This is a genomic window from Peptoclostridium litorale DSM 5388 (assembly GCF_900141635.1).
GTDB classification, from domain to species: Bacteria; Bacillota; Clostridia; order Peptostreptococcales; family Peptostreptococcaceae; genus Peptoclostridium; species Peptoclostridium litorale.
Map to the genome: position 1 here is coordinate 1 of NZ_FSRH01000003.1, position 17,695 is coordinate 17,695.

Below are 17,695 nucleotides of genomic sequence, written 5' to 3' on the forward strand. Positions count from 1 at the left end.
CCTTGAAAAGCCTTCAGTCAGGAACATAAATTCAATTTCAAACTTGAATACAATAGGTCATATTTGCATGCTTTCAACCGCTTTGGCTGCTGTCAAAAATGCTAAGGATGAAAGCTGTGTTAAATTTACAAAATCTCTTTCAAAACTTATGAAAGAGCCTGCATAATAATCACATTTTTTCACAAAGCTTATTTAAGTGCGCCTAAAAACATTTTTTATCAGCAATAATATACATTTTCATTGAATAGACAATTTTTTCTTCAAAAGATTTGAACTATACGATTGTCTATTTCAACAAACTCTTTATTTTACCTAATTATGCTCATCTCTAGTTTAAGTCAAAAGGTGAATATGTTCAAGCGGGAATAGATATGTAAAAGAGATATAGAGAAAAAGCATTATGACTTTCTGCTAATATAACGCATTTGCCAGAATAAAACGAAAGATGTGAACAGTATTGCCAGAAAAAGTGCCAGGCAAGTTAAAAAATACATATAAGAAATATAATCTGTTGACAGGGTATTTTTAATCTGATAACATTAATATTAACTAAATAACCACTAGATTTAAATTCTGTGAACAGGAAGAGTAGTTGGAATTTTCTATACTTAGCGAGTCGGGTTTGGTGTGAGCCGATTGTAGGAAGTCTAATGAATGGACCTGTGAGAAGCCGGATGAACTCTTATTGAAGAAAGTATTCTTGGCCGGGTAGTCTCCCGTTATAGGGACAGGATATCGAGATTTATCTCTGTATCTGCTGAGGATAGATAATTTTTATTATCTAAAATTGGGTGGCACCGCGATAGCTCATGGCTTTTCGTCCCATTATGTAGGGATGATAGGCCATTTTTTATTTAATTCTAGTGTAAAAATCTGTAAAATAAAAAACGGAGGGATTTACATGAATTTAAAGAAAAACATACTGACGGCACTTTTACTAGCGATAGGATTCATACTTCATCAACTTGTACCGGGAGCACTAGGCAGCATGAAATTTGACATAATGCTTTCTGTCATATTCGTATCCATATTCATAAACAGCGAATTCAAAAATGCAGTGCTTACAGCGCTTCTAGGCGGAATAATAACAGCTCTTACAACTACTTTCCCTGGAGGCCAGCTTCCAAACATAATAGACAAACTCGTTACATGCATGGTAGTATTTGCAATGGTCAAAATAGCCGAGAAGATAAAGTTCAACAAGATATCGGCGGGAATAATAGCATTCGTGGGAACGATAGTAAGCGGAAGCGTATTCCTGTACTCTGCACTCTTAATAGTAGGTCTTCCAGCTCCATTTGGCGCACTTTTCATAGGAATAGTGCTTCCAACGGCAGTGACAAACATATTCGTTACAGTTGCAGTATATGGAGCGGTAAACATGGCTCTTAAGATGTCCAACTTCTCACTTGCAAGACAGTAATCTTAAATATGTATACAGGATTAAAACAATAGTTCCGCAAAAAGAAAGAATCCCGCTTGTAACAAGCGGGATTCTTTCTTTTTGCGGATTTTGTATTGGGAATAGAATTGCAATTGCAAATATAAAACTATAATGTTAAATATTTGAATAAAAGGGTAATATAAACTTGTGCTGAAATATTTCAATTTGAATGTATATTTTAAATGAAAAATCGAGGTGGATGAGTTGGATGGGACTAAATATGCACGTGAGCATGCTTGCTTGGAAAAATTCTCCGAAAATATATTTGAATATGGGGAAGGGTATGCAGTAAACGTACTGAATGAATTGATTGAGCAGGGGATAGAAAAAAGAGCCAGCGACATACATATAAATCCAAAGTCAGACCATGTAGAGCTTAGATTTCGTATAGATGGTTCCTTGAGACTCATATCAAATATAGCTGCTGACAAGATAACAAGCATAATTTCAAGGCTAAAGGTTATTTCAGATATGGATATAGCGGAAAACAGGCTCCCCCAAGATGGAAGATGCATGTTTGAATACAAGGGGAAGCGTTTTGACCTTAGAGCTGCAACTGTGCCGACCATATTTGGAGAAAAGGCGGTCATAAGGATACTCGACAAGAGTAACCTTGGGTATAGTATAGAGACTCTGGGGATGAGCATTGCAGAACTTGAACGTATAAAAAAGTCCATAGGAGGATCCAGCGGAATGATATTGGTCTCGGGGCCCACAGGTTCCGGAAAGACGACGACCATATACTCTATACTTAAACACATGAATCCGGAAAACAAGAATATACTCACAATAGAGGACCCTGTCGAATACATAGTTGAAAACGCATCCCAGATACAGGTGAACAAGAGCAAGGGACTGGATTTTGCTACGGGACTCAGGTCCATAATACGCAGTGATCCGGATATAATAATGGTTGGAGAAATAAGGGATGCGGAAACTGCGCAAATAGCCGCCAGGGCGGCTATGACGGGGCACCTTGTATTGAGCAGCATTCATACAAATGATTCAGCAAGTGCAGTGACAAGACTTGTAGAAATGGGGATACATCCTTTTATGGTGGCTTCTTCACTTAGATGTGTTGTAGCGCAAAGGCTTGTTAAAAAAGCATGCCAAAATTGCAAACAAGAGTACAGACTGCCGAATGAGGAGCTGACTTTTTTTGGAATAGAAGACCATTGTGATTGTGCTTTTACAAGGGGGCAGGGATGTGAAAAATGCTTTGGAACCGGATATCTTGGAAGAGTGGGAGTGTATGAGGTAATGGCAATAGACTCGAATATAAGGGATAGCATAAACCGGGGGGAGTCGGATGCGCAGATTAAAAGAATAGCAGTGGAAAATGGAATGAAAACAATACTTGAGAACTCAGTAAGGCTCGTAAGAAACGGAATTACCACATTTGACGAAATAGCAGTTTTTTTAAATGACAAGGTATAGTCTGGTGGTGTGTGTATGTATACCTATTTCATATTGGGAACAGATGAAAAAAGGCGGATATCATTTGAGTTGGCTGCAGGAGCTGACAAGGAATCGGCTCTGCGCAGCGTATCAAAAAGCTTAAAGTATGTATTATTGGCGTTCAAAATTATTGGAGTTTCGCGAAAAGGCAGTGCTTTAAATCCCGGTGAAATTGGAGCCTTCTTTGACCGGCTTCATATGCTTCTTCGTGCAGGAATCCCACTTTGCAAGGCACTGAATATAATGGAAAACGCATCGGAAAAACTGTCGAAATATGCAAAGCCTCTACATGAGGGAGTAAGCCGGGGTGATACGCTTTTGAAATCTATGGAAATGTCTGACGTTAGATTTCCAGACATGGCTTTAAAGCTAGTGGATTCAGGTGAAAACAGCGGCAACATTGAGTTTTCATGTGAAAAACTTTCGCATTATTATAACAATATAGACTGTATGAAAAAAGAGATAATAAACCTTTCATTATATCCAATCATAGTTTTGATTTTTTCCATAATAATGTTCATTTCAATGTATGTAATAATACTTCCCAGATTTTCTGAACTCGTATACTTAAATGGAATAGAGGTAACAGGCTGGAGCAGCATTATACTGAAGAGCAGTGTGTATGCCAGAAGCCATATTGTCAAGCTGGGAATAATGGTGGCAGCCCTGTCAGCTTCGGCCATGGGCATAGTTAAAAGCAATATAAAGCGGGAATGGATGGAAAAAGTGATTTTAAGATTTCCGCAGGCAAGGAAGGTGTATAAAAGCTTTGTTGGAATGGCATTTTCACAAACTATGGGAATGAGCATGGGCGGAGGAATGAACATACTGGAGGGGGTGGATGCATGTAAGGGGATTTTCAAGGAGAAGGGATACCTGAAGGCCCTGGAGATTATGGAGGAGAACATAAAGCGCGGAGAAGGTTTCTCGAGTGGAATGGCTAAATCGGACATATTCTCCGAAGAACTTGTGGCAATAGTGAGCATAGGGGAGAATTCGGGAAGTTTGCCCAAGGTATTTGAGAACATGTCGAAATACTATGAACGGGCCTTGCAGTCCAACGTGAAAAGAGCCTTAAGCGTGCTGGGGCCTCTGCTCATAGTTGCGGTATCTATTGTAATGGGGACTATGCTGTATTTTGTGGTAATGCCTATAATAGGCACATTGAACAACATGGTTTAGAACAAAGAATAAAGGAGATGGACGTCTATGCAAGCTTTAAAGAAAATTTTGAAAAACAACAAGGGATTTTCTCTGATAGAAGTCATGGCGGCTGTAGTAATGATGGTAGTGCTTATGTCAGTTGTGATTCCAAATGTTATGGGGATGAACGCCAAAGGCAGGCTGGATGCTGATATAATATCAGCTTCTGCGATAGGAAAGGCGGTAGAACTTTATGCAATTGAAAATGAGGATGTGGACGGCGATACGGATGAGATAATAAAAGCCATTGAAAGCGAAGGATATGTAAAAGATGTGGGAGCGCCTAAAAGTAGAGGGTACAGTTGGCAAATAGATGTGGACGATAATGGAAGGGTTAAAGTTGAAATAAGCAAGGGCGGAGAAGCAAAACTGCTGTATCCAAATATTGAAGTCGAAGATGATAAAGGTACTGGAGTGGAACAAAATTAGAGCGTGGGCAGGTGCGAAAGTGAAACTCATGGTGTGGATTGAAGACGAAAAAGCACAAGTGGCTTATATTGATTGCAAAGAAGGCGTAGAGTCGATTTGTGAAATGAGTATTAAACGACATAAGGGAATGGGAGTTCATTCGATAGACGAGGAAAATCTTATATCAGATATACTCAGCTATAGTGCCGCAGCGGGAAAGGGAGTCGGCATGGATAAAATTATATTCATAGACAACTCAAGCTTTTGCATTGCAAGGTGCACAGAGATTCCGCAATTTAGATTTAGATGGATGCAAAAAAGGGCTGCAGTAAATAAATGTATTATGGAAAGCAACATATCTCTTGGAAATTATATTTTTAAGGAGGTTGAAATTAAAAAGCGAAGCGATTGTACTGACGTACTTGTGCTGGCAATAATGCAAAAGCGTATGGATTCCTTCAACCAGATATCGAAAGGGTTGGGCGCACTGAAAACGTCTGTATATTCAGGCGCCCATATTCTTTTCAACGAGGCGGCATGCATTTCTAGTGTATTTGAGCACGGTACATTTCTTTACGACAGAGGATTTTCAGTGATGGAGATGATATTAGAAGCGGAGGGGACTGAGTTTAAGGAACTACAAATAAAAGATGCACGCCAGGAGATCAAGCGGTTAAAGAGTATATTCGGCGAAAAGCATAAAATATATACGAATATCGCAGGCTTTGAGGAGCTAAAAGAAGTGGAAGATTCTCATGCAGGTACAATGTCTCGAAAGTTTAATGTAGACAGGGCTTTGATTGAAAGGCTAAGCGGGGAGCTGTTATGAAAGAGTATATTGACTTCAACAGACTGTACAGGCGTAAAGAAAACATTGGGAAACTGAAGAAATACAGAATTTTCATAATCATGATGTTTTTGGGTGTTTTTATAATTGCATCAGACAGGGCGGCATGCATTTATTTGGAATTCCAAAGCGATAAGAACAGACAAATCGAATCCAAATATGAAAATGAATTTTATGAGTTTGGGGAAATATATGTTTCTCGAAAAGTATATATAGAAGATTTTGAAGACATAAAGGGGCAATCGCGTGATGTGCGCGAATATGAAATATTAGAGGAAATATTTCGAAAATCAATCGATTTTGCAAGAGTTGACAAAATATCAATTGATTCAAATGAGATGGCGATATCGGGTGATTGCAAAAGGTATGGAAGTATATCGGGGTTTATAAAAGCCTTGGAAGAAGGATCTGAATTAGATTTTGAAGTTGAAAACATATTAAAAGCAAGCTTTGAAACCGATGAACAAGTGTATTCGTTCAGGATTAAGTGCGAATTTGAAAAGGGCGAAAGAGGTGACGACATGTGAAAAAGCTGTTGCTCCATGCGCTGTGCCTGTATTTTATCTTTCTATATTCTGAAAATTATCTTTTGAACGATCTGGGCCTTGCGATTGAAGAGTATAGACATGCACAAGATATCGACGAAAAAATAAGTGGGCTGGAAGAAAGGGGGGCCGAGACGCGGGATGTAGATGAAGAGTATAGGAATATATGCATGGCATTTGAATACATGGATGAGGAGACTGAAATTTTGAATATGCTGGAAACGATATATTTGGAGTCGGGAGTCAAGCTGATAGGTCAGAAGCACGAATGCAAGGAAATAAGGCTTGAAAAATCCAATGAATACATCGAATGCACTGATATAAAAATTACAGTTTCAGGAAGCAGGGAAAGCACAGTTGAGCTTTTGAGGATGATTGAGCAGGCGCGGGGTCTCATATCAATAGGCAATGTAGACATACTAGTAGAGCAGGGAGAACAGCTGCTTTCCAGCATCGAGATACAAATATACTCTGATTCGGATTAGAGAGTGATTGAGATGGAAAACACCAGAAATGGCAAGGGGTTTGTACTAATAGAAGTGATAATGGGAATAAGCATAGCTGCATTAGTGCTGATTTCATTAATGGACGCGTACTATAATGCCATGAATGCAATAAATAAGGCTGGCAAAAATCAGAAGGCGGTCAATATAGCTCAAGGATATGCGGAAGAGATGCTTAACATGGAGGAAGATGCGCTTATAAGTACGTATTCAGGCTATGAAAGTGAAGAAGGAGATTACAGGGTGAGTGTAGGACTGGAAATTCAAAGAGAAAACATTGCAAATAGGGATGTATGCATTGAAGAAATCAAAAGAGATGTTTTGATTGAAATAGGTGATGATGCAGTTTTGATTAATGGATTGGAAATGCCCGTGCAAGAAAACATGGAGGTGACAATTGAGGAGCCGGAAAAAATTCTGGTGAAGCCATACGGAATAGGCATTGAAGGGATAAAAGCAGGAGCTGTTGTAATATGGCAAAGGGGATGTGCTGATATTGAACGCATACATGTGAAAAACAGTTCTAGACGAGACATTGACGTATATCATTTCAAAAATCAAACAGAGGGATTCAATGAGATTGCGATAGAGGGGCAAAATGTCTGCATTCAGGTAAATATGGGTGATTTTAAAACGGGGACGAGGCTTTTAAGGGCACGTATTTGCGTGTACTGCAAGGAAAATCTGGAGGCCGAAATTGTAACTTACAGAAATGTGAGGTATTGAATTGAAAAAAGATAAAAATGGATTCATAATGATAGGAATTATGCTTGTGACAGTGTCGATATGGATAATGGGGCTCACACTTATTTCAATATCCATGAGCAATGCGAAGCTGAAAATAATAAGCCGCCAGTCAAAGCAGAATTTCTATATATGCGAGGGGGCAATAGAGGGCGTGAAGTCAAAGCTCATGGAAGAAATACAAAATGCGATTGAAAGTGGCTGGATAGAAGTGGACAGGTTCATGGAAGATGAGTATGACGATTTCATATGCAGCGAGATGCAAAAAGAGATTGAAGGGTCAGACAGCTTGTATATTGAATCGTCAAAAGACCAGTACGGGCATATCGATTACAGAACAGACAAAGACAAAATAGAAGAGATGTTAAATGAAATGTTCAAAAGTGAATATTCCAGATATTTTTGCGGTGAAAAGAAGAGAGACTTTGTAAATGGAATAGAAGCTGTAGAAATAGATGGAGCCAGAATAAATGTAATAGACGACATGGTCGTAAATGAAGGAGACGAGATAGTGTTTGAAATATCTTCAAGCAGAAAATACAAGGCGTCTGACATAAGGATAGATGTGGAAATGGGAATAGTCGTGCCTGACAGTGACTGCGGCCACTTGGACTATTCAAAAAGCAAGGCAAGTGTGCCTTTGATTATGGATTTTGACATGATATCACCAAATCCTGTGAATGTTGCAAATGCAGGCGACATAGCGGTTTTGACAGGGGAATCAGAAATGCAGGAAGTCGAGGGCCTTATAAAATGGGACAAGGAGATGTCAAGCCAATGCGATGGGACTGTCGTATATGTCGGGGAGGAAGATTTTGAAATGGAAGAGCATATGTGCAGGGGGGTCATAATTACAAGAGGTGCAATAAAGGCGGGCAATGGGTGTTTTGAGGGGATGCTTATAGGACTAGGTGGTATAGAATGCGAAGACGGCTTTTCATTAAAACGAAACAGGAGTATTGTAGAAACTATAATGGTATTAAATTCACTAGAAGATATATTCGACATGTCAAAATCGGATTCAAGTGATTACATAATTTCGGTGGAAAAGCTGGGGAGGGCGAAAATACACGGAGATGTTGACGTTGAAAGCTTTATAGATATAAGACAGTGGACAAGAAGGCGATAATCATGGGGATGATTGAATGAAAATTAGAGCGAGGGGGTTCGCGCTGATAGAGGTCCTGTGCGCAGTCTTCATTGTAGCTGCTTTGGCAGGAATATGCGTATTCAGATTTGATTCAAGAGAAGTGAAAATAGAAGCTTTTGCAAGAAGCCTCTGCAGCGACATAAGATACGTCAGGCTGAAAAACATGAGCTCTGACTATACAACACTTATAAAATACGAGATATTGGAAGATGGGCGCAATGCTTACATATTGATGGAAAACGGAAAGGTTGTACGGAGGGTGGCTCTCCCGAGGGACACGGACATATACCACTCTGTGCGCGTCATAAAATTTACATGCACAGGCGCTCTAAGCAGCAGAGGGGAGACAATAAGGATAAATGATATCAGAAGCGGGACGGATACAATACTTACAATAGTTCCGTTCAGCGGAAGAGTGCTCATAAAGGAAGGTATTTATGAAGAGGAGTAAAGGGTTCATACTTATTGAAACCGTAGTGGCGGCAGCTGTTATGTCGGTGTTTTTGACTGTGATGTTCGAGATGCTTATTATGTTCAAGGGAATTTACGACAGGGGGGAGTCGGATGTTGAAATACAGGAAAACGCCCAAATACTCCAGCAGTTCGTGGAAACCAGAATGCAACTTTGCTCTCAGGTGATAAATGTCAGGGCAGAGGGAGAAAGAGCCAAGGGCTGGAGTGAATTTGAGGGGGGAGAAATTCAGAAGATACGTTTTAAACTTGAGACTATAGAGGGCGAGATATATATAAACAGCGATACGAAAAAACTGTTTTACAGGACCGATTTTTACAGCCCGGGATATGAATTTGCAGATTATGTGAGCAGTATGAAGGCCTATAAAGTGGACGGCGGCAGGGGAATAAGAATGGTGTTTAGGCTTGAAAGGGAAAACTGCGGTATGGATGTTGATTTTACCGCATATTTCAGGAATGTTTGAGCAAACAGTCAAAAATTCAACAACTTAACTACACATTTCGCGTTGCAGGCGCAAAAAACCGCATGATCTTTTGGATTGAATGCGGTTTTTTGTACAAATATGTATGGATTTGATAAATAAAACAGCAATTGACCAATTAATATCATTACAAAAAGAAGTGCTGATGAAAATTAAGCATGGAAAAGGTTAAGCACGTACCTAAAAAGGTATATATGGAAAATAAAATGATTTGTAGCGGTCATACAGTCTGTTTTTCAAAGCAGTGTCTATAAATGTTTGGAAATTCAGACGGGACCAATAAAAAAATGAACATTCGGTAGCCTTAATTCAGATAGTGAGTGTAGACTTCAGAAAGAGTATATGAAGTAACGAAAGGGGCTATAAATATTATGGAAAATTTTAAATTTGGAAATCGTATCCGGAAAAATAGATTTATTGAGAATGAGTCGTTGAGAATAGCAATCATATATATCATTTTTGGATGCATGTGGATATTGTTTTCTGACAAAACCATGGGAATTTTTATTGATGACAAAGAGACGATAATGATTCTGAGCATGTTAAAGGGCTGGGTGTACGTCATAGTGACTGGGATAATCATATATGCATTGGTGAGCAATGCATTGAGCAATAAAAACAATGCGAAAAAAAGATTAGATGAAAGCTATCGGGAACTATCAAAAACACATGAAAAACTAAAGTATGCCTATGAAAAAATTGCAGTATATAATGATGAACTGGACCGGCAATTGAATGAAAGTAGGAAAATCGAAGCTAAATTGAAAAAAAGCGAAGGCAGGCTCAAAGCTTTCTTTGATGTAATACCGGATCTAATGTTCAGAGTCAATGGTGAAGGCGTATTTTTAGACTACATTGCTGCCGAAAGCGATAAATTATATGCTTCGCCTGAAGTGTTTATAGGCAAAAACATTAAAGATGTTTTGCCGCCTGAGGTAGCGGCTACTACAACACATCATATTGAAAAGGGAAGGAGCACGAGGGAAATTCAATCTTATGAATACAGACTTGACATAAATGGCGAGGAAACTCATTTTGAAGCCAGGATGTTTGTCAGCGGCGAAGACGAAACAACATTTTTAATACGTGATATAACGTTCAAAAAGAAAATGGAGTTAAAGCTCAAGTACAATAGTCAGCACGATAACCTGACTGGTTTGAGCAATAGAACTTATTTCGAAGAAGAAATAGAATCGATTGACAGGTCGTGCTGTATACCTGTGGGTTTGATGATATGCGATGTGGACGGGCTTAAGTTCATCAATGATACGATGGGCCATCCTACGGGAGACAGGCTGCTTGTTGAATTGGGCAATATACTCAAAAGTACATTTGAACACATAGGATTTATAGCTAGAATAGGAGGGGATGAATTTGCAGCAATACTTCCCCGCTGCAATGAGGATATGGTAAAAGAGTACAGGAAAGAACTTACTGAGAGAATAACGCAGTATAACAGGGAAAATGACAATCTCATCATCAGCATGTCCACAGGCTTCGCGGTTAGAGCGGATGAAACTCGAAGCATGAACGATGTATACAGAGAAGCCGATAACAATATGTATCGTGAAAAATTGAATCACAGGCAAAGCGCTAGAAATTCTATTGTTCAAGGCCTTATGAAAACACTGGAAGCCAGGGACTTTGCCACTGAAAACCATGCGCAGCGTCTGAAGCAATATGTTTTAGCAATGGCGAAAAAGCTTAACCTCCCAGAGGAAACGGTCAACAATTTAAAGCTTCTAGCACAGTTCCATGATATAGGGAAAGTGGGGATTCCAGATAGAATACTTTTAAAGCCGGGTCCACTGACACCGGATGAGAGAAAAGATATGCAGGCCCACAGTGAAATCGGACACAGAATAGCACTGTCTGTTCCGGATTTAGCTCATGTGGCAGACTTGATTTTAAAACACCATGAATGGTGGAATGGCAAAGGTTACCCATTGGGGTTGAAACAAGAAGAAATACCCCTGGAGTGTCGCATTTTAGCCATCGCTGATGCATATGACGCAATGATAAGCAATCGTCCTTACAGGAAAGGGATGGATATGGAAAAAGCAACAGAAGAACTCGTGAAAAATGCAGGCACTCAGTTTGACCCCGGCCTTGTGGAAGTATTCATAGAAATGCTAAAAACCCCGATTGACATGGATGAAAACTAATATGAGTGAATTTATGACCATTACCAAAAGCATCTATAAAAATAGGAGTTTTTTAATTTACATGTAGAAGTAGAGAACGAATTGTAAATATGGAATCACCTTTTTCCATTGGACAATCACCCGTGATTGTGTGATAATTTTGAATATATAAATTCGGGATTTGAAAACTGACATTGTTCAACAGATCCTAAAGGGGTGGCGATAATTTGGAAAACAAAAAGAACATATCCATAATAGGTTTCATGGCAAGCGGCAAGAGCACAATAGGAAAGGAGCTTGCAGACAGGCTCTCATACGGGTTTGTGGATACTGACGAGCTTATAGAGGAAAAAGAGGGCAGGTCGATAAAATCCATGTTTGAAACCGAAGGTGAAGGCTATTTCAGGGACGCTGAAAGCACTGCGGTTGAAGAAGTATGTGCCATGGAAGGCCTGGTGGTGTCCACCGGAGGAGGTGCTGTCTTAAGGTCTCAAAACGTGCAAATGCTTAGGAAAAACAGCACTGTTGTATGGCTTAGGGCAAACAGGGAGACAATACTTGAAAACTTAAGGCGCTCTGAAGATGTAAGGCCCCTTATGAAAAAAGGTGAGCAGGAGATCAAAGTCGACAATATGCTTTTTGAAAGAGCGCCTAAATACAAAAACGCCGCCCATGTGATTGTAGACGTCGACGGCAAGAATGTGGAAGACATAGTGTTTGAAATACTATTCAATTTGGGTAAAATATGATATCATAACAATGTGAATTTTTAGTAGAGCATTATATAAAATGGAGGTATACTATGATATCAGCAGGAGATTTTAGAAAAGGAGTAACATTTGTAAAAGACGGTCAGCCATGTCTAATTGTTGACTTTCAGCACGTTAAACCAGGAAAAGGGGCTGCGTTTGTAAGAACTAAGTATAGAGACCTTAAAACTGGAGCTACAAGAGAGGAAGCTTTCAACCCGAGTGACAAGTTCCCTAAGGCTAACATAGAAACAAAAGAAATGGAGTACCTTTACAGCGACGGAGAGCTTTACTACTTCATGGACAGTGAAACTTATGAGCAGATACCACTTCAGTACGAGCAAGTTGAAGAGGCTGTTAGATACATAAAGGAAAACGACGTAGTGGTAATAAGATTCTACGAGGGAGCTGCATTCCAGGTTGAAGCACCTAACTTCGTAGAGCTGGAAGTGACTGAAACTGAGCCGGGAGTAAAAGGAAACACTGCATCAAACGTTACAAAGGCTGCAACTGTTGAAACAGGAGCTACAGTTCAGGTTCCTATGTTCATAAACGTTGGAGACAAGATAAAAATAGACACTAGATCAGGAGAATACCTGTCTAGAGCATAGTATTTCAGACGGATGCCTTAAGCGGCATCTGTTTTTTTATGTTTTTTTTCAAAGTATATGAATATTCCCGTAGCTGTCGTCTCTTATATGATTTAATTTTCAAATTGAGCATAATAAGTGCAATAATTTGTTAGAATCCGTCTTAAATAGGTATAAAAAAGATATACTCTTTAAAAATGGGGGGATATTTATGGGACACAATAAAATAAACAAATTGGATGAGCTTATAGAAAAAGGCGTGAATTTTACTGAAAATGACAGGCATACACTCAAGTATATAGAATGGCACAACAATTGCTTTAATGCTGTACGGGACATATATGAAAAAAACTCTGATGAATACAGGCATTTGAGGGAAAGTTCCACAATAGAAGGCATACTTCTCAACTTAAAGATCATATCAACCAAGGAAAAGGCGAGATTTATAAAAGAGGGGAATAACTACTGGGAGAATGACTATGTTGAAGAGGATGCCATGGACACTGATATAGGGATAAGGATACTTTCAAAGATAGACCTTTTAAGTGAAAATACAGAGACTAAAAGAGCGATAAGAGAGCTTTTTAGAAGTGTGAACAAGGAGCTTAACAGTCAGGATGTGGACTGGGCAAAGGTTAGGGAACTTTTGAAGACAAGCTTTGACTATGGAATGGACGTGGCGCCTGATATAGTGAGGTTTGCGGAAGCTTACTATGCATCCAAAGCAAAGACAGGCTAACTGATTGGGTATGCTAATTAAGAAGAAGGGGAGGGCGGAAAATGAGTATAAACTATATATATGAAAAGCTGGCTTATATAAAGGGGCTTTCAGACGGATTGGACATAAAAGAGGATACGAAAGAGGCCAAGCTTCTTTTAAGCATAGTTGACATGCTTGAGGATTTTGTTGATATTTTTGCAGATATACAGGAAAACCAGGAGGAGCTAGAAGAGTATATAGAGTCGATAGACGAAGATATTGCAGACATAGAGGACGAAATGTTAAGGTTTGAAGATGAAGATGATTTCAATACAGTCGAAATAGTATGTCCCAACTGCGGCGAGACAATATATGTTGATGAAGGCCTGATGTGTGACAAGGACATTGAGATAGTATGCCCAAACTGCAAGAATGTCATTATGAACGACGAAGAGCTTGAGGGTATAGAAGAGTAGAAAATAAAAGCGGCCATAGGCCGCTTTTATTTTGGGGACATTTATATTGTAGTTGTCGTAGTGTTGAGGCACTTTGTTTTAAACCTGGGACTGGGCTCTTCTTTTGAAGTCGTCTTGTATTTCCTGAAGCTTCTTGCTGCCTTCTTCTCTTTTTCTTTTGTTGTCCTCTTGTATTTGTTTTGTCTCTTCTATGCCTTTTATTATTGTCTGCCAAGACTTTTCAAGGGTTTCAACATTTATAGAGCTTCCGCCTGAAAGCTGTGCCAAAAGCTTTGACTGAAGGGCTGTGTTTTCCGCATTTTTAAGAAGCAGCTCGTTAGTCTTTTCGTCAAGTGCCGCCATGGCTTTTGCCTGTATGGCCTGCCTTTTAAGGGTGATAGCCTGTATTAGCGACTGCTTGAATATTGGTATTGTGACTATGAAAGCCGAGTTTATCTTTCTTACAAGGTTGTAGTTGCCTTTTTGTATCATTTTGATCTGAGGCATTGTCTGCAGCGACACGTTTTTTGCAAGTTCAAGGTCGAATATCCTCTGCTGCATCATTTCATCTATCTGAAGTGCGTTTGAAAGATTGACGTGGTCTATCTGGCTTGCCGAGGGTGATTCGGCTTTTGCTTTCAGGTCAGGGATTAGATTCCCCTGAATGTCCTCTAGAACCTTTTTTCCGGCCAGGATGTATTTTTCGAGTATTTCGTAATAGTCCATATTGCGTCCGAACATGTCATCCAGCATTGAATTTGAATTTTTAACCTCTGACTCGTATTCCTTAAGCTGAACATAGACCTTGTCCATTTCGTTTCCCATGGTATTGTATTTTTGGAAAAGGGAGTCTATTGAGTCCTTCGTTTTTTTGAATAGCCTGCTCAAAAGGCCAGCTTTTTTTTCTTCGGCGCTGAAATCCGAAGAGTCGAATCTGTCCATTATTTTGTTGAGCTGAATGAGAAGCTGGCCTGAATCCTCAACTGAGGTGGTTTGAATGGTAGCCAGTATTTTGTCCGCAAATTTTGATATCTCATGAGCCGTCTCGTGCCCAAATGCTGATATGCTTTCGGGCTTAGCTATGTCGATTTGGTTTGCAAGAACCATAACTTCATTAGAGTGCTGCAGTTTGTCTTCAACCTCCTGAGTTTTTTTCTGGATGTCAATTTCATATTTTTCTTCAGCCATATTGTTTACACTTTCCATTTGAATGCTCCTTTCGCATGTTCAATTATCTGCCGCTGTTTCCGAATATGCTCGACCAGAGCGACTTTCCCTTTTTCCTTGCCAAATTTGAGTATGAATAAACATTTTGAATGTCCAGGTCAAATTTGACATGCTCAAGCTTGTGTACATCGAAATATTTGGAGTTAATATATTTTTCCATGTTATTATACCCGGTTGGAGTTATTATAAGTATGTCAAATCCAAATAAATATAAAAAGGATATTATTATGCAGTCCTCCAAACTGAATATGTTTTCGCTGCTGTCATATGCAATGAATTTCGGAATATCGAAAGGGTAGTCGAATTTTTGTATCATATTCAAAAGAGCCTTGTCGATATTGAGTATCACCGAAAGTATTTTAAGTTTCATGTCTTCGTGATGATCCATTGTAAGTATGTCAGAGTCCATGAGATACTGGATTTTTGATATTATGGCATACTGGAGTGATGTCTTTAGGTGAGAAAACTTGTAAAGACTGCTTGAAACCAGCGCCTTTTTTTCTATTTTTCCGCTTGATCCCAAAAAGAATCTGTAGGGGTATGTGTTGTCCCTTTTTACAGTCCCGCTTTTCGAGTAGCCTGAAGGCGTCCCTGTTGAAAAGCCTGAGTTTGAAAACGGAACATCACTTGTGAAAAATACGTTCTCTGCCGATTTGAACATTTCTATTTCCTGGGCGTATTCGCCAATGTCATCATGGACTCCGCTTATCTTTGAAAATATATTGGGTATGAACACTGTGGTAGAATCGGCCTTGAAGCTAGATCTGAGTCGAGCCTGCTCGTTCCAGAGTATTTTGAGTTCATCGTATGTCGTTTTAAGAGTCACCGGGCTTGCATTGTGGTTTTCAAACTGCCAAGGCCTGTAAAATCCGTCCTCATCCGAATATATTATATTCGATATCTCCCTAGATGACTTGTATGCAACCGTTTCGTGCCTTGAAATCCTTTCCGTTTTTGGGAAGGGCTCTATGGCCTCCTTTTTCGGCAGGGTCACTGTCTTTGAATACGCCTGGTTTTTGTCTATTGCTGAAAACTCTCCGTCAGAAGAGGTGTTTATATAAAGAACATCGCAGCCGGATTTCGACATAAGAATGAGAAAGTATATCTCATGAAGCTTAATGTCCCCGTAGTAGAGAATTTTGGGGTTGTATGCATTTTCGTCTGTACTTGCAAAGTCGAACCCTGAAAAAAGGGCATCCATATATTTCTTGGCCCATATAAGCATTTTAAGGCAGAAATTTTTAAGCTTTGTAAAATTTATGTCGGGTGTATTTTTGATGTAAAGATCCAGCACGAGCTTTAGGTTTTTTTCAAAAGAGCTGTTTATCGTATAATTTTGGCTTATATTTGTAATCCCCTGCTTTTTGAGAAAGTTGATCCAAAGAATTGAATTCCTAAAGTCAAAGTCCTCGAAAAGATTCTTAAGCCCCAGGCCTATGACTGCTGAACTCTTGTCCGATGGAATAGGTATTTGATCTTCGAACTTGAGGTATAGCCCTTTTAGGCTTGAGAGCTTTTTATGCAGAGTGTATATGCTGTTGTAGTATTTGTCGCTGTTTTCGGATATCCCTATTACCCTGTAAAAAAATACTGGCACAATGGGGGATTCCCCTGCTATAAAGCCGCTTCTTTTTTGGAGAGGGTATGAAATGTCTAAAAATATGTCCGTAGAGCTCTTTAGCGAGGCGTTTATTATGTTTTGAGATTCTGTGTAATTGAAATACTCCTTTGGTATGGATGGTATTATACCGCTATAGTCCACCTCTACTGAGGTTTTGGCATTTAGGCTCAGTTTCGAGTAGGTCTCGTATTTGTCCACCATGCTAAATTCGCAATCTCCCATTGAGTTTACAAAAAGCACGTCGCACCCTAACATTGAAAGGAATATCAAAAAATATATCTCGTGGTTTTTTATATCTCCCATGTATATTATCTTGGGGAGCGTGATTTTATCCGAATCACCGGCACTTTTTAAGATTTCGTCCAATTTTGGAAGGGTAGTGTTTATCCACGATAGAAGCTTTGCGCATAGATTTTTTAATATTGTCATGTTTGTATTTTTGTTGTTGGCCATGAAAAGCGAAATAACCTTCCTAAATGACGCTATTGCAGAAATATTTAAAATGTCGTTCGAAGTACTGTAGAATGAACCGTTTTTTTCAAGGCTTTCGCATACGCATTTTATGTCCCTAAGGCCGCTGCAATTCGAGAATGAATCCTTGACGCTTGAAACAGAAGAAGTATCCAGGGAACTGGACAGCTCGCCTATATAGTGCAGAAACGGGATGTTTTTTTCCAGCAGGGATATGAATACAGACCGTATCTGATCAATATAAGTATCTTTAGAAGAATCCATGCCTATATACCTGTAGAAAAAGATATCTACGTCATGTCTTTGAGACGACATGTCAATTTTGCGAGGCTCTGCAAAATCCCTCAGTATGTCATTTGAAATTTTAAGTCTTGTAGTGAAAATATCTCCGTATTTATTCATGTTTTTCACCTTCCGTAAAGGGGTCTTTATTGTAGGTTTATTTTTAAGTATATCACATAAATATACTGTCAAGTTTTA

At 39.3% G+C, this 17,695-nt stretch carries 18 protein-coding genes and 1 other annotated feature; of the genes, 16 read left to right on the forward strand and 2 right to left on the reverse strand.

Annotation, left to right across the window (positions count from 1 at the left end; translation table 11 throughout):
* Positions 1-566: 566 nt before the first annotated feature.
* Positions 567-828 (forward strand) — a binding site (T-box leader).
* A gap of 73 nt (positions 829-901) precedes the next feature.
* From BUQ87_RS03220 to BUQ87_RS03295, 16 genes are all read left to right on the forward strand, one after another.
* Entirely contained in the window at positions 902-1,423 is a 522-nt protein-coding gene (locus BUQ87_RS03220; RefSeq protein WP_038267713.1) for a tryptophan transporter, read from the forward strand.
* Between the two features lie 216 nt (positions 1,424-1,639).
* Positions 1,640-2,881 (forward strand): GspE/PulE family protein, encoded by a 1,242-nt coding sequence (locus tag BUQ87_RS03225; RefSeq protein WP_207647168.1) that lies wholly within the window; start codon positions 1,640-1,642, stop codon positions 2,879-2,881.
* 15 nt (positions 2,882-2,896) lie between these two features.
* A complete protein-coding gene (locus BUQ87_RS03230; RefSeq protein ID WP_038267715.1) occupies positions 2,897-4,084 on the forward strand; it encodes a type II secretion system F family protein in 1,188 nt (395 codons plus the stop codon).
* Positions 4,085-4,111: 27 nt separating this feature from the next.
* Complete coding sequence (locus tag BUQ87_RS03235; RefSeq protein ID WP_038267718.1) at positions 4,112-4,534, forward strand: prepilin-type N-terminal cleavage/methylation domain-containing protein; 423 nt, start codon at positions 4,112-4,114, stop codon at positions 4,532-4,534.
* Positions 4,503-5,342, forward strand: coding sequence for a hypothetical protein (locus BUQ87_RS03240; RefSeq protein WP_038267720.1), 840 nt, complete (start codon positions 4,503-4,505; stop codon positions 5,340-5,342). The genes BUQ87_RS03235 and BUQ87_RS03240 overlap by 32 nt, the downstream gene beginning before the upstream one ends.
* Positions 5,339-5,887 carry a hypothetical protein gene (locus BUQ87_RS03245; protein ID WP_038267723.1) on the forward strand — a complete coding sequence of 183 codons (549 nt, stop codon included), beginning with the start codon at positions 5,339-5,341 and terminating at the stop codon, positions 5,885-5,887. The genes BUQ87_RS03240 and BUQ87_RS03245 overlap by 4 nt, the downstream gene beginning before the upstream one ends.
* 62 nt (positions 5,888-5,949) lie before the next feature.
* Entirely contained in the window at positions 5,950-6,390 is a 441-nt protein-coding gene (locus tag BUQ87_RS03250; RefSeq protein ID WP_207647169.1) for a hypothetical protein, read from the forward strand.
* Between the two features lie 12 nt (positions 6,391-6,402).
* Positions 6,403-7,134, forward strand: coding sequence for a type IV pilus modification PilV family protein (locus BUQ87_RS03255; protein ID WP_038267728.1), 732 nt, complete (start codon positions 6,403-6,405; stop codon positions 7,132-7,134).
* Position 7,135: 1 nt separating this feature from the next.
* Positions 7,136-8,281, forward strand: coding sequence for a hypothetical protein (locus BUQ87_RS03260; protein ID WP_038267729.1), 1,146 nt, complete (start codon positions 7,136-7,138; stop codon positions 8,279-8,281).
* Positions 8,282-8,297: 16 nt separating this feature from the next.
* Positions 8,298-8,753, forward strand: coding sequence for a pilus assembly FimT family protein (locus BUQ87_RS03265; RefSeq protein ID WP_038267731.1), 456 nt, complete (start codon positions 8,298-8,300; stop codon positions 8,751-8,753).
* On the forward strand, positions 8,740-9,240 hold the full coding sequence (locus BUQ87_RS03270; RefSeq protein ID WP_038267733.1) for a PilW family protein: 501 nt from the start codon (positions 8,740-8,742) through the stop codon (positions 9,238-9,240). The genes BUQ87_RS03265 and BUQ87_RS03270 overlap by 14 nt, the downstream gene beginning before the upstream one ends.
* Before the next feature lie 389 nt (positions 9,241-9,629).
* Positions 9,630-11,423 (forward strand): bifunctional diguanylate cyclase/phosphohydrolase, encoded by a 1,794-nt coding sequence (locus tag BUQ87_RS03275; protein ID WP_052636385.1) that lies wholly within the window; start codon positions 9,630-9,632, stop codon positions 11,421-11,423.
* Positions 11,424-11,629: 206 nt separating this feature from the next.
* Positions 11,630-12,151 (forward strand): shikimate kinase, encoded by a 522-nt coding sequence (locus tag BUQ87_RS03280; protein ID WP_052636388.1) that lies wholly within the window; start codon positions 11,630-11,632, stop codon positions 12,149-12,151.
* Positions 12,152-12,204: 53 nt separating this feature from the next.
* Complete coding sequence (gene efp / locus BUQ87_RS03285; protein ID WP_038267734.1) at positions 12,205-12,762, forward strand: elongation factor P; 558 nt, start codon at positions 12,205-12,207, stop codon at positions 12,760-12,762.
* 190 nt (positions 12,763-12,952) lie between these two features.
* On the forward strand, positions 12,953-13,480 hold the full coding sequence (locus BUQ87_RS03290) for a hypothetical protein (RefSeq protein WP_038267735.1): 528 nt from the start codon (positions 12,953-12,955) through the stop codon (positions 13,478-13,480).
* Positions 13,481-13,521: 41 nt separating this feature from the next.
* Positions 13,522-13,917 carry a CD1247 N-terminal domain-containing protein gene (locus BUQ87_RS03295; RefSeq protein WP_143182387.1) on the forward strand — a complete coding sequence of 132 codons (396 nt, stop codon included), beginning with the start codon at positions 13,522-13,524 and terminating at the stop codon, positions 13,915-13,917.
* A 78-nt stretch (positions 13,918-13,995) separates the two neighbouring features.
* On the opposite strand, the gene BUQ87_RS03300 is transcribed toward BUQ87_RS03295, so the two are convergent.
* Positions 13,996-15,102 (reverse strand): toxic anion resistance protein, encoded by a 1,107-nt coding sequence (locus BUQ87_RS03300; RefSeq protein ID WP_143182388.1) that lies wholly within the window; start codon positions 15,100-15,102, stop codon positions 13,996-13,998.
* 25 nt (positions 15,103-15,127) lie between these two features.
* Positions 15,128-17,617 carry a YceG family protein gene (locus tag BUQ87_RS03305; RefSeq protein WP_052636391.1) on the reverse strand — a complete coding sequence of 830 codons (2,490 nt, stop codon included), beginning with the start codon at positions 17,615-17,617 and terminating at the stop codon, positions 15,128-15,130.
* Between the last annotated feature and the right edge of the window lie 78 nt (positions 17,618-17,695).

Coding starts and splice junctions, on each gene's coding strand:
- BUQ87_RS03300 (WP_143182388.1), bottom strand. CDS start 15,102: ATGGAAAGTGTAAACAATATGGCTGAAGAAAAATATGAAATTGACATC.
- BUQ87_RS03255 (WP_038267728.1), top strand. CDS start 6,403: ATGGAAAACACCAGAAATGGCAAGGGGTTTGTACTAATAGAAGTGATA.
- BUQ87_RS03295 (WP_143182387.1), top strand. CDS start 13,522: ATGAGTATAAACTATATATATGAAAAGCTGGCTTATATAAAGGGGCTT.
- BUQ87_RS03305 (WP_052636391.1), bottom strand. CDS start 17,617: ATGAATAAATACGGAGATATTTTCACTACAAGACTTAAAATTTCAAAT.
- BUQ87_RS03230 (WP_038267715.1), top strand. CDS start 2,897: ATGTATACCTATTTCATATTGGGAACAGATGAAAAAAGGCGGATATCA.
- efp (WP_038267734.1), top strand. CDS start 12,205: ATGATATCAGCAGGAGATTTTAGAAAAGGAGTAACATTTGTAAAAGAC.
- BUQ87_RS03275 (WP_052636385.1), top strand. CDS start 9,630: ATGGAAAATTTTAAATTTGGAAATCGTATCCGGAAAAATAGATTTATT.
- BUQ87_RS03235 (WP_038267718.1), top strand. CDS start 4,112: ATGCAAGCTTTAAAGAAAATTTTGAAAAACAACAAGGGATTTTCTCTG.
- BUQ87_RS03220 (WP_038267713.1), top strand. CDS start 902: ATGAATTTAAAGAAAAACATACTGACGGCACTTTTACTAGCGATAGGA.
- BUQ87_RS03265 (WP_038267731.1), top strand. CDS start 8,298: ATGAAAATTAGAGCGAGGGGGTTCGCGCTGATAGAGGTCCTGTGCGCA.
- BUQ87_RS03270 (WP_038267733.1), top strand. CDS start 8,740: ATGAAGAGGAGTAAAGGGTTCATACTTATTGAAACCGTAGTGGCGGCA.
- BUQ87_RS03245 (WP_038267723.1), top strand. CDS start 5,339: ATGAAAGAGTATATTGACTTCAACAGACTGTACAGGCGTAAAGAAAAC.
- BUQ87_RS03290 (WP_038267735.1), top strand. CDS start 12,953: ATGGGACACAATAAAATAAACAAATTGGATGAGCTTATAGAAAAAGGC.
- BUQ87_RS03240 (WP_038267720.1), top strand. CDS start 4,503: ATGATAAAGGTACTGGAGTGGAACAAAATTAGAGCGTGGGCAGGTGCG.